The 11,819-nt window shown below is 71.0% G+C and carries 11 protein-coding genes; 3 read left to right on the forward strand and 8 right to left on the reverse strand.

What is annotated here, in order from left to right:
- Position 1: 1 nt before the first annotated feature.
- Together KV106_RS35730 and KV106_RS35735 are read right to left on the reverse strand one after the other, a co-directional pair.
- Entirely contained in the window at positions 2–502 is a 501-nt protein-coding gene (locus KV106_RS35730) for a MaoC family dehydratase (protein ID WP_261216525.1), read from the reverse strand.
- Complete coding sequence (locus KV106_RS35735; RefSeq protein WP_261216526.1) at positions 499–1,869, reverse strand: MmgE/PrpD family protein; 1,371 nt, start codon at positions 1,867–1,869, stop codon at positions 499–501. Before KV106_RS35735 ends, KV106_RS35730 begins: the two co-directional genes overlap by 4 nt.
- A 147-nt stretch (positions 1,870–2,016) precedes the next feature.
- Between KV106_RS35735 and KV106_RS35740 the strand changes: the two genes are divergently transcribed.
- Entirely contained in the window at positions 2,017–2,913 is an 897-nt protein-coding gene (locus KV106_RS35740; RefSeq protein WP_261216528.1) for an HpcH/HpaI aldolase/citrate lyase family protein, read from the forward strand.
- A 9-nt stretch (positions 2,914–2,922) separates the two neighbouring features.
- Here KV106_RS35740 and KV106_RS35745 read toward each other — a convergent pair whose 3' ends face one another.
- From KV106_RS35745 to KV106_RS35770, 6 genes are all read right to left on the reverse strand, one after another.
- Complete coding sequence (locus tag KV106_RS35745; RefSeq protein WP_057593612.1) at positions 2,923–3,660, reverse strand: IclR family transcriptional regulator; 738 nt, start codon at positions 3,658–3,660, stop codon at positions 2,923–2,925.
- Positions 3,661–3,668: 8 nt separating this feature from the next.
- Entirely contained in the window at positions 3,669–4,130 is a 462-nt protein-coding gene (locus tag KV106_RS35750; RefSeq protein WP_261216529.1) for a thioesterase domain-containing protein, read from the reverse strand.
- Between the two features lie 60 nt (positions 4,131–4,190).
- Positions 4,191–5,225 (reverse strand): tripartite tricarboxylate transporter substrate binding protein, encoded by a 1,035-nt coding sequence (locus KV106_RS35755; protein ID WP_261216530.1) that lies wholly within the window; start codon positions 5,223–5,225, stop codon positions 4,191–4,193.
- 38 nt (positions 5,226–5,263) lie between these two features.
- Positions 5,264–6,694: a sensor histidine kinase gene (locus tag KV106_RS35760; RefSeq protein ID WP_261216533.1), complete on the reverse strand. Its 1,431-nt coding sequence runs from the start codon at positions 6,692–6,694 to the stop codon at positions 5,264–5,266.
- Positions 6,695–6,698: 4 nt separating this feature from the next.
- Entirely contained in the window at positions 6,699–7,364 is a 666-nt protein-coding gene (locus KV106_RS35765; protein WP_057593619.1) for a response regulator, read from the reverse strand.
- A gap of 162 nt (positions 7,365–7,526) precedes the next feature.
- On the reverse strand, positions 7,527–8,546 hold the full coding sequence (locus KV106_RS35770; RefSeq protein WP_261216536.1) for a Bug family tripartite tricarboxylate transporter substrate binding protein: 1,020 nt from the start codon (positions 8,544–8,546) through the stop codon (positions 7,527–7,529).
- A 322-nt stretch (positions 8,547–8,868) separates the two neighbouring features.
- Between KV106_RS35770 and KV106_RS35775 the strand changes: the two genes are divergently transcribed.
- Both KV106_RS35775 and KV106_RS35780 read left to right on the forward strand, forming a co-directional pair.
- Positions 8,869–10,959, forward strand: coding sequence for a sensor histidine kinase (locus tag KV106_RS35775; RefSeq protein WP_261216539.1), 2,091 nt, complete (start codon positions 8,869–8,871; stop codon positions 10,957–10,959).
- Positions 10,956–11,693, forward strand: a complete 738-nt coding sequence (locus tag KV106_RS35780; RefSeq protein WP_057593621.1) for a response regulator transcription factor — start codon at positions 10,956–10,958, stop codon at positions 11,691–11,693. Before KV106_RS35775 ends, KV106_RS35780 begins: the two co-directional genes overlap by 4 nt.
- Positions 11,694–11,819: the final 126 nt, after the last annotated feature.

Below are 11,819 nucleotides of genomic sequence, written 5' to 3' on the forward strand. Positions count from 1 at the left end.
TTCAGTTCCTCGTTTTGACCAGGTTCGTGCGCTTGAAGGCGATGACCTCCTCGCCGCGTTGGTTGCTGCCGCGCGTGTGCCAGGTGACGATGCCGTAGCCCGGGCGGTTGCTCGCCAGGCGCGCGGCCACCACTTCGGAGCGGGCCTTGAGCGTGTCGCCCGGATAGACGGGCCGCAGGTAGCTGAGCTCGTCCACGCCGAGGAAGGGGCCACCGCCCTCGGACAGGTCTTCCACCGACAGGCCGAACACCGTGTTGAACACCAGCAGCGGATTGACCGGCGTGGTCGGGTGGCCATGGGCCTGGGCGAAGGCCTCGTTGGTGTAGTGCGGGTTGTAGTGCAGCGTCAGCGTCGAGAACAGCGTGTTGTCCGCGGCCGTGACCGTGCGGCCCCAGTGATGGACGAAACGGCGGCCGATGTCGAAATCCTCGTACCGGTTGCCGCGTGTCCTGGGCCTGGCCTCGGCCTTCAGGCGTTGGACCGTGATGTCGTTGGGCGTCATTGAATCGCTTCGATCAGGGAGTGGAGGTGGGGGGAGGTGGGGAGTGCCGCGACCGCGTGCACCAGCTGCTCGAAGCGCGCGGCGCCGATCACCGGCTCGGCGATCGCGCGCGCCTTGGCATGCAGGCGTTGCCATTGCGCATCGAGGTCGGTGGCGGGAATGGCGACGTTGGCCTGCGCGCTCAGCACCCGGCCATCGCGCGTGCGCAAGGTGGCGGTCGCGGTGTCGCGCTGCTGCGTGTCGGCGACCTCGAGCGTCACGCGCTCGCGCGCCCGGCGCCAGCGCGGATCGCTTGCCGTCTCGTCGGTGTAGAGACCGAGCGCGGCGGTGTCGGCGCCGTCCAAAGCCAGCGCGGCCAGGTGGCGGATCGAGAACTTGACTTCGAGCCCGGTCGCCGGGGCCTCGATGTCGCAGACGCCGCGGTGGTTGCCTTCGCCCGAGACCGTCAGCGTCAGCGTCTCCAGGTCGTCGAGGCCGACGCCGTGGCGCGCGCGCAGCTCGCGGATGGCCTCGATCGACGAGTGCGTGAGGTAGCAGGCGGCGTGGTACTTGAACAGCGTGCGCTCGATCGCGAAGCCGGACGTGGTGTCGATGGTGGCGGGGAAGGGGTTGAGCTCCGGTGCCAGCGTGCGCGCGAAACCCTGCGCGCCCTCGATCGCCTGCTCGTTGGCGGTGAAGCCGCGCGCCGCGAGCTGCGCGGCCATCAGCCCGTTCATCGCGGCCTTGCCCGCGTGCAGCGGCTTGGCCATGGTGCCGAACATCGACTTGAGACCGGCGGCCTGGGTGGCCGCGAGGCCCAGCGCATGCGCGGTCCGCGACGGGTCGAGTCCTTGCAAGTGGGCACAGGCCGCGGCGGCGCCCAGCGTGCCGACGGTGCCGGTCGCATGGAAGCCGTGGCGGTAGTGGCTCGGACCCACCATCTCGCCGACGCGGCTCTCGATCTCGTGGCCGACCACCACGGCGCGCAGCAGCGCGAGGCCGGAAGCGCCGCGCGCCTGGGCCAGCGCCAGCGCCGCGGGCACCACCGGCACGCTGGGGTGGCCGAACATGCGCGAGGCCACGTCGTCGAAGTCGAGCGCATGGCCGGCGGCGCCGTTGATCAGCGCCGCGTCCAGCGGCCGCGCACGGCGGCCGCTCGCGATCAGCGAGGAGGCTTCGTTACCGCTGCCGCCATATTCTTCCGCAAGTATCCGCACCAGTGGTTCGCTGCTGCCCGCGATGGTCACGGCGAGCCAGTCGAGCATCGCGTGCCGCGCCCATTCGAGCGCCAGCGGCGTGATCGCCTGCTGCGCGCCGCCGCCGATCCATTCGGCCAGCAGCCGCGTGGCCTCCACGTCCTTCGTCACGCCGGGGTGCGCTTCGCTCATTTTTTTCCTGCCGTCTGGTTGTCTCGTTCGCTGAAGTATCCGGGCGTGCGTCGGCGAAAAGCATCATGGATGTGATGGTTGAAGGCGCGCGAGAACCATCACATATGCGATGGATGGCATGCGAGCGAAGCGGCAGACTGCACGCCCATGAATGCACTTCAGCACCCACCGCGCCGTTCGGCGCTCTACGTTCCGGCCTCCAATCCACGCGCCCTCGCCAAGGTCGGCGGCCTCGATGCCGATGCCGTCGTCTTCGACCTCGAAGATGCCGTCACTCCCGAGATGAAGGAGGCGGCGCGCGGCCACTTGCTGCAGGTCTTCGAGGCCGGATGGCCCGGGCCGCACTACAGGGTGGTGCGCATCAATGCCATCGGTAGCGCGGACTTCGATGCCGACATGCGCACCGTGGCGCGCTGCCGCCCCGATGCGTTGCTGGTGCCCAAGATCGGCAGCGCGAACGACGTGCGCTTCCTGTCGGAGGCGGCGCTGCGCCATGGTCTCGGCGCTGAACTGCGGCTATGGCTGATGGTCGAGACGGCCGACGCGCTCGCGGCGCTCGACGACATCGTGCGCGCCGGCCTCGGCGCGCGCCCGCGGCTCGAGGCCCTCGTGGTCGGCACCAACGACCTCGCGAAGGAAACGGGCGTGTTCGCGGGCGATGGGCGGCGCTACCTCATGCCCTGGCTGATGAATGTCGTGCTCAATGCGAAGCGGCACGGCATCTGCGTGCTCGACGGCGTCTGGAACGACTTCGCCGACACCGCGGGCTTCGATGCGGAGGCCCTGCAGTCGTCGCGCATGGCCTTCGACGGCAAGACGCTGATCCATCCGTCGCAGATCGCGCCGGCGAACGCGGCCTTCTCTCCCTCGGCGGCGGCGCTCGAGGAGGCGCGGGCAATCGTCGCGGCCTTCGAACTGCCCCGCCATGCGGGCGCGGGCGTCATCAACCTCGAGGGCCGGATGGTCGAGCGGCTGCATCTTGCGCAGGCGCAGCGCCTGCTGGCAATGCAGGCGGCGATCGAGGCGCGCGACCAAGGCCGCTGAGCGCCGCGCTCAGCAATTTCCCGCGGCGGCCAGCAGCGCGGGCAGCAGTTGCTTGCGCCGCTGGTGCAGCCGATCGACCGGCGCACCGATCCCGATCGCCAGCCGCTGGCTGCGGATCTTGGTGGGGATCAGGGTGGCGATCACGCCCGCGCCCGAGGTCGCGAGATTGGCCGATTCGTACCAGCCCTGTTCGCGCGCCTGCTCGACCGCGCGCAGGGTCTGCGCGATCCGTGCGATCGGGCCGCCCTTGCCGCGCTCGGCGTTGTAGCGTCGCAGCAGCAGCTCGATCTGCTCGTCCTTCATCTCGCTCAGCAGCATGATGCCGATGGCGGCGTGGTGCATGGGCCGCTTCACGCCCGGCGAGGGCGAGAAGCGCAGCGCGTGCTGCGACTGGATCACCGAGATGTACTGCAGCGAGAGGCCGCTCTTGCGCCCGAGCAGCACCGACTCGCCGGTCTCGCTGGCCAGGCGGCGCAGCGTGTCGTGGATCGTCTCGCGCTGGCCCGGCATGCGCGTGGCCCATTCGCAGAGGAACGCGACCCGCACCGACGGGCAGTAGCTGCGCGTCGCGCGCTCGTACTCCATGTAGCCCTGGCTGGCCAGGGTCTTGAGCAGCATCGAGACGCTCGATTGCGGCGCGCCCAGCTTCTGCACGATCTCCGCCACGCGCAGCGGCCGCTGCTCGGCCTCGAACAGCTCGAGCAGTTCGAAGACCCGCACCGCGGATTTCACGAGGGTGTTCTGCATGGCCGTTGCTACGCGATCGGTTCGGGTGGAGGCCGCAGCGCCACGAATTCGCCCGTCAGCCGCCCCACGACCTGCCCGCCGTACTCGAGCTGCGACGACACCGAGATGCGGGCCTTGCCCTTGCGCGCCAGCATGCGCGCGAACGGCAGCCACTGCGCGGGTTCGTCGAAGGCCGAGCGCGCGATGAAGTCGCCCTCGATCGGCAGCTCGTAGGCCATGGTGTTGCGCTGGATCACGAGCCGGCTGGCCAGGCCCTCGGCCGTCAGCCGCGTGTTGAGCAGCGACCAGGCCGCGAGGATCGCGACCGCCGAGGCGCTGCCGCCGAACACGGTGTCGCGGTGGTTGATGTTGGGCGCGAGCGGTGCGCGCAGCACCACTTCATGCGGCGCCACCGAGGCGACGGACACGGCCATGGCCTTCGAGAGGGGGATGTGGTCGTGGAGGTAGGTTTGCAGTTCCGAGGGGATCAAGACTTCTCCTGGTTCGAAGGATGCATCGCCTTCGGTGGATCGACGCGGGCCGGATCGGGATCAAGGATTCCACCGCCGCAGCCCCAGTGCTTCCGCCTGCTGCCTATACGCCTGGATGCGTTCCCGTACATAGGCATCGAGCGCGGCGCCCGTGAGCGCGAAGGGATAGAGCCCATGCCGCTCGCGCAGCGCAGCATAGCCGGGCGCGGCCATGGCCTCCTCGAAGGCGGCGGTCCAGGCGCGCAGCGCGGCGTCGGGTACGTCGGCGCTGATGTAGAGGCCACGCACGGTGGGCCACACGAGGTCCACGCCCTGTTCGCGCGCGGTCGGCACGCCCGCGAGCGCGCCGCCGAGCCGCGCTTCCGACAGCACCGCGAGCAGGCGCACGGCGGTGCCGCCGGCCATGGCCTGCAGTGCCTCGGCGGCGTCGCCCGCGAACACGTCGACATGCCGGCCCTGCAGCGCGCCGAGCGCATCGCCGCCGCCTTCGAAGGAGACGAAGCGCATCGCGCGGTGGTCGCCGCCGGCGGCGCGCACCAGCAGCGCGGCCTTCACCCAGTCCTGGCTACCGACGGTGCCGCCGGCGCCAAACACGATGCGCGACGGCGACTGGCGCAGCGCGGCCATCAGCTCGCGCAGGCTGCGCCAGGGCGAGTCGCGGTGCACCACGACCACGCCGTAGTCGGTGCCGAGCGCGGCGACCCAGCGCACGGAACTGGTCGGATGCGGGCCGAAGCGGCCCTGCGCGAGGTTGAGCAGCGAGCCGCTCGAGAACGCGACCAGCGTGCCGGGACCGCCGAGGCGGCCGGTGGCGATGCGGTCGAAGGCAAGGGCGCCGATGCCGCCCGGCAGGAAGCGCTGAGCGAGCGGCGCGCGCGCGGGGCGCACGGCCTGCAGCGCGTCGCGCGCGAGCGCGCAGGTGAGGGCGAAGCCGCCGCCGGCCTTGGCGGGGATGATGCATTCGGCCGCGGCCTGCGACGGATCGGCCGGATCGAGTTGCGGCGCCGCGAAGGCGCGCATCGCGCCGCCGGGCAGCAGCAGCGCCGAGAGCGCGCGCAGGGCGTGGCGTCGAGGGTGATCGATGCGGATCGGCATGGCGGGGATTCTGGCCGCGAAACGAGGAGCGACGGCGCTCAGGCCGTGCCCGGCTTCGGCCACCAGATGATGGCATGCAGCCCGCTGCCGCTCTCGCGCGCCTCGAGCCGCAGCTCGCCGCCATGGCGCTGCGCGATCGAGCGCGCGATGGCCAGGCCGAGCCCGAAGCCGCCCTTGCCCGCTCGCGCGCCGCGCCGGAAGCGCTGGCCGAGCTGGGCGCGCTCCTCCTCGCCGAGGCCGGGGCCGTCGTCCTCGACATTGAGGCTCCAGCCGGCCGCGTCGCCGGCCGCGAACACGGTGATGGTGCCCTCGGCCGGCGTGTAGGCGATCGCGTTGGCGACGAGGTTGGTGAGCGCCTCGCGCAGCAGCGCGCGGTCGGCGATGGCGAGGTGCGCGTGCTCCGCGGCTTCGTCGGGTGCCTGGATGCCGAGGTCGATGCGCTTGGCGCGCGCCTGCGGCAGCAGGTCGACGGCCACCTCGCGCAGCAGGCCGGCGAGTTCGAACGCCGCCGGCGCCACGGCCACGGTGTCGCTGCGGCCCAGCGCCAGCAACTGCTGTGCGCTGCGCGTGGCGCGGCCGATCTCGGTGCCCAGCGCGTCGAGCGCGGCGCGCACCTGCAGCGGATCGTGCTGGCGCTGCGCGTAGTCGGCCTGCATCTGCAAGGTGGTCAGGTGGGTGCGCAGCTGGTGCGAGGCATCGTCGAGGAACTGCCGCTGCTGCGCCACCAGGTCCTGCGTGCGCGACATCTGGCGGTTGACCGCGGCCACCAGCGGCCGCACGTCGGCGGGCAGGTCGGCGTCGGCGATGCGCGTGAGGTCGTCGGGCTTGCGCGCCTCGACCTCGCGCGCGAGGCGCGACAGCGGCCGCAGCGCCGCCGCCAGCGCGGCGCCGGTGCCGAACACCAGCAGCGCGAGCACCAGCGCATCGCGCAGCGCGGCGCTTCGCACGAAGCGCGCGCTGAATGCCTGGCGCGAGCGCGTGCTCTCGCCGACCTGGATCAGCACGCTGCGCCCGGCGCTGCCCGCGGGCGCGCGGTGGAGCTCGCGCCGGTAGGCCGCGAGCCGCACGGCCTCGCCGAAGTACTCGGCGTCGTAGAAGGCCGGCACGCCGAGCGCGAGCGAGGCGGGCGGCGCGGGCAGGTCGGCGCTGCCGAGCTCGACCAGTCCGTCGGAGGTGGCGACGCGGAAGAACACCTGACCGCTGGCCGTGAGCTCGAAGAACTCGAACATGGTGTAGGGCAGCTCGACCGAGAGCCCGCCCGAGGCGGTCGAGATGTTGGCGTCGATGGACTTGAGCGCGCCGAGCAGCGAGCGGTCGTAGGCCGCGTTGGCCGATTCGAGCGCATCGTGCCGCGTGCGCCACAGCTCGATGCCGATGACGGCGACCAGCGCGGGCAGCAGCAGCAGCGCGAGCCGCTGCCAGAGGCTCGCGCGGCGCAGCCAGCCGATCGAGGGACGCGCCCTGAACACGTTCTCAGTCCGCCTCGAGCACGTAGCCCAGGCCGCGCAGCGTGACGATGCGCACGCCGCGGCCGTCCAGCCGCTTGCGCAGCCGGTAGACCAGCACCTCGACGGCCTCGGGATGCACCTCCTCGTCGTCGGAGAACACGCGCTCGAGGATCTGCTGCTTCGACAGCGGTTCGCCGCTGCGCTGCACCAGCACGCGCAGCACCGCGAGCTCGCGCGGCGACAGCGCGAGCGCCTCGCCGGCCAGCGCGAACTGCCGCCGCGCGCCGTCGTACACCAGCGGGCCGCAGGCCAGCCGCGGATGCTCGACGCCGCGCGCGCGGCGCACCAGCGCATGCAGCCGGGCCTCGAGCTCGGCCAGCGCGAAGGGCTTGGCGAGGAAGTCGTCGGCGCCGGCATTGAGCGCGCTCACGCGCTCGTCGAGCGAGTCGCGCGCCGTGAGGATCAGCGCGGGCAGCCGCTGGTCGCGCTCGCGCAGCCGCTGCAGCACCGCATGGCCGTCGAGCCCGGGCAGCCCGAGGTCGAGCACCAGCGCATCGTGGTCGCGCTGCTGCAGCGCGCGGTCGGCCAGCCGGCCGTCGTCCACCCACTCGACCTGAATGCCCGCATGCTCGAGCGCCTTGCTGAGCCAGGTGCCCAGGGTGTGTTCGTCTTCGGCGAGCAGGATGCGCATGGGCGTGATCCTAGAGCCGGAAAGCGGGGGCGGACAGCCGAACGCAGAAGTCGCGAAGGTTTCGCAGAAGACGCAGAAAAAAATATCTTCTGGATTCTTCTGCGACTTCCGCGCAACTTTTGTATTTCTTCTGCGTTCGGCTGTCCGCTCCCGCCCCCGTTTTCAGTCGGGCTTGATACCCGCCCGCGCGATCACCTTCTGCCAGCGTGCCTGCTCGCTCGCGATGAACTGCGCGAACTGCTCGGGCGTGCCGCCGACGGCCTCGGCCGCGTCGCCGGTCAGGCGGCGCATCGACTCGGGCGCCTTCACGGCGTTCATGGTTTCGGCCGAGAGCTTGGCGAGCTGGGCCGGCGTGATGCCGGCCGGCGCGAGCATGCCGTACCACTGCGTCATCTCGAAGCCCGGGAAGCCCTGCTCGGCCACGGTCGGCACGTCGGGCAGCTGGGCCAGCCGCTTGGCCGAGCCGGTGGCGATGCAGCGCACCTTGCCGGCCTTGATGAAGGGGATGACCGCGGCCGCGCCGATGGCCGAGGCATCGAGCCGGCCCGAGAGCAGGTCGGTCACCATCGGGCCGGTGCCGCGGTAGGGCACGTGCAGCATGAAGACCTCGGAGGTCATCTTCAGGTACTCGAAGGCGAGGTGGCCCGCGCTGCCGTTGCCGGCCGAGCCGTAGCTGAGCTTGCCGGGCTTGCTCTTGGCATAGGCGATGAACTCCTTGAGGTTCTTCGCGGGCACGTCGGGGTGCACCACGTAGAGGCTGGGCACCTTGGCCAGCAGGCTCACGGGCTTGAAGTCCTTGTTCGCGTCGTAGGGCAGCTTGGCGAAGATGTACGGGTTGACCGCCAGCGTGCCGATGTGGCCGAGGATCAGCGTGTGCTGGTCGGTGCTGCGCGCCACCTCGCTCATGGCGATGTTGCCGGCCGCGCCGGGCTTGTTGTCGACGAACACGTTCTGGCCCAGCGTGCGCGACAGCTCGACCGCGGTCGAGCGCGCCACGATCTCCGAGCTGCCGCCCGGCGCGAAGGGCACGACGAAGCGCACGGCCTTGTTGGGCCAGGTGTCGTCGGCGCGGGCGAGGCCCGCGAAGCCCGGCAGCAGGCCGCCGAGAGCGAGCGCGCTGCCCGATTGCAACCATTGGCGGCGGGTGGGCGAACCCAGGTGATGGGGAAGGTCGAGGCGCATCGGTCTTGTCTCCGTGTTTTTCCAGAAGGCCGCATGGTGCCTGGGGCCGGCTGTCGGAATGCTGTCAGTGCCCGCGATCGGGCGCATGAAAGAAAAAGTAAGGTGCAAACTTGGGACCCGCGCCCCAGAATCCGGCGCGGCGACGGCACCCAGGTCGCGCGATCCCGAGGGCGGCGAGCGGGTGCCACGGATATCGGTAGACGCAGCACCCACGGACGAGCACATCCATTCTCGCGAAGCCCCCTGCATGAATTCGAGGACCCGGACGGCCACTTTGTTCATTGCCCCACGCCTGAAGCATCTCGGGACATGGCTCGCCCTCTTGCTGCTGGCCTGCCTGGCACTGCCGAGCCATGCGCAGGTGGAGCCGCTGCGGCTCGACACCGCATTGAGCATCCGCGAGCGCAACTTCATCGGGCATCTGGAGGCCTTCCACGACAAGACCGGCCTGCTCACGCGCGAACAGGTCGCCGCGCCGCCCTATCAGCAGCAGTTCGAGACGCTCGCGAATGTCTTCAACGGCGGCTACGCCCGGGGCGCGTGGTGGGTGCGCTTCCGGATCCAGGCCTCGCCCGAGGAGGTGGCGCGTCCGCTCGAGGGCGGCTGGTGGCTGCGGCTCAACGCACCCTACGCGGACTACATCGACGTGTGGTGGCCCGATGCCGAAGGCGGCGCGGGCGGCGGCTTCGTCCACCGCGAACTCGGCGGGATGCGTGCCGGCTCGCAGCGCGAGCTGCCCTGGTCGATCCCCGCGACGCGGCTGCCCGAGCTGCGCGACACCGAGCCGCGCTGGGTCTGGGTGCGCCTCGCGGGCGACCGTTCGCTGAGCCTCGCGGGCGGGGTGTCGCCGCTGCGCGAGCAGGCGGTGGTGCAGCAGGAGCTCAACTACGTCGATGCGGCGGTCACCGGCATGGCCCTGCTGATGGCGGTGGTCAGCCTGATGATGGGCATCGCGCTGCCCGACCGGCGCTTCCTCGCCTATGCCGGCTACCTGTTCACGCTGGCGCTGTTGTTCGCGAGCTCGGAGGGCCTGCCGGCGGCGCTGTGGCTGCAGGACGACCCGCGGGCCGCCGTCCGCCTGCACAACTTCGCGGTCTGCCTGCACACGGCCGCCGCCTTCGCATTCGCCCGCGTGCTGCTGGACATGGACCGGCAGTTCCCGCGCATGAATCGCGTGTTCCAGGTCATGACCTTGCTGTGCCTCGCAGGCTGCGCGATCGCCATCGCCGGCGGCTACGGTCGTGTCGCGCGCCCGCTGAACATGGCCTGGGTGCTGTTCGCCGTCTGCATCGTGCCGATGTGCGCGGTGGCGCTGCGCCGCAACCTCCAGGCCTGGCCGGGACTGATCGGCTATGCGGTCTACCTGATGATGGGCGCGATGCACTTCGCCAAGAACCTGCAGTGGCTGCCCTACACGCTGGTCACCCAGTCCAGCTACGCGATCGGCAGCATCATCCACATCATGGCCTTCTTCTTCGCGCTGGGCTGGCGCGTGCGCCAGCGCGAGCGGCGGGCGCTCTCGCTGTCGCTGCGGCACCGCGCGCGCCTGGCGCGGCGCGTGAACGAGCGCACCCACGACCTGCGCCAGGAGATCGCCCAGCACCATCGCACGCACGACCAGCTGGCGCTGGCGCTGCGCGAGCAGCGCGGCCTGCTGGCCATGGTGTCGCACGAGTTCCGCACGCCGCTCGGCACGATCGGCGGCTCGGCGCAGATCCTCTCGGACGAACGGCTCGGCCTGGCGCGCGAGGAGGTCAAGAGGGAAGCCGAGAAGATCGGCCGCACGGTCTTTCGCATGCGCGACCTGGTCGACACCCTGCTGGCCGACGAATGGCTCGATGCCTCGAGCAACAACCTGCACCTGGCGCCGCTCGAGCTCGCGGTGTTCCTGAGCGAGAAGATCGAGGAGCACAACGAGGGCATGGCCGGCGGGCGCATCTCGCTGCAGCTCGATGCGCGCGAGCTGCCGGTGCTGGCGGACGAGACGCTGATGCACATCGCGATGGACAACCTGCTGACCAACGCCATCAAGTACGCGCCGCCGCATTCGCCGGTGCGCGTGCGCGCCGGCATCCGCCGCTGCCGTGCCGACGGCTTTCCCGAAGGCGATGCGATACCGGGCGTCTGCATCCAGGTGTGCGACGAAGGCCCGGGCTTCATGCCGCAGGACCTGACGCATGTGTTCGAGCGCTTCTACCGCGCGGCCGGCGTGCGGCGCATCCCGGGCATCGGGCTGGGCCTGCACATGGTGCACCGCATCGCCACGGTCCATGGCGGCAGCGTGGTCGCCGCCAACGGCGCCAGCGAGGGGGCCGTGCTGACGCTGACGCTGCCGCTGCTCGGCAGCGCCGAGCCGGCGCCAGCGCGCGGCGCGGTCGCGCTGCCGATGGCCGTGCACGGAGGCCGCCGGTGAGCGCCGCGACCCGCGTGCTGGTCATCGAGGACGACGACGACCTGCGCGACACGGTGCTGCGCTACCTGCGCGGCGTGGGCATGCTGGCGTACGGCGTGGAGAGCGCCGAGAAGCTCGACGCGGAGCTCGAGCGGCAGGACTTCGATGCCGTGGTGTGCGACGTCAACCTGCCGGGCGAGGACGGCTTCAGCGTGCTGGCGCGCCTGCGCTCGCGCAGCGCCATGCGCATCGTGATGCTGACCGCGCGCGGCATGCTCAACGACCGGCTGCATGGACTGGGTCTGGGCGCCGATTACTACCTCGTGAAGCCGGTGAACCTGCGCGAGCTCGAGATGGTGCTGCACAACCTGCTGCAACGCAGCCAGGAGACGCCGGGGCAGGGCGCGCGCGAGCCCAGTGCCGCGCAGGCCGGCGAGCTCGCCGCGCACGTGCCCTGGCGCTATCACTACACCACCTGGCTGCTGCTGTCGCCGGCCGGCGAGCGCGTGCAGCTGTCGAACGCGGAAGCACGGCTTCTGCAATGCCTGATCGAGCAGCCGCGCGAAGTGGTGGACCGCGGCACGCTGCTCGCGGCGATGGGGCGCCCCGGGCTCGAAGCCTACGAGCGCAACCTCGATGTCACGGTCTCGCGGCTGCGCCGCAAGGCCGAGCAGGCCTGCGGCGAGAAGCTGCCGATCGTCGCGGTGCGCGGCGAGGGCTACAGCTTCCAGGGGGACGCGCGCATCGAGCCTTGAGCATCGCGCGCACGGCTGAGCGCGATGCGAGAACCAATGCATTCCTTTGCTCCCGGAACCACGGTTTTCGGGGGGTGTTTGGGGTGTCCGTTGCAAGAAAAAGTAAGGTGCAAATCGGACACCGGC

The organism is Variovorax endophyticus, assembly GCF_025376855.1.
Taxonomy (GTDB): domain Bacteria; phylum Pseudomonadota; class Gammaproteobacteria; order Burkholderiales; family Burkholderiaceae_C; genus Variovorax.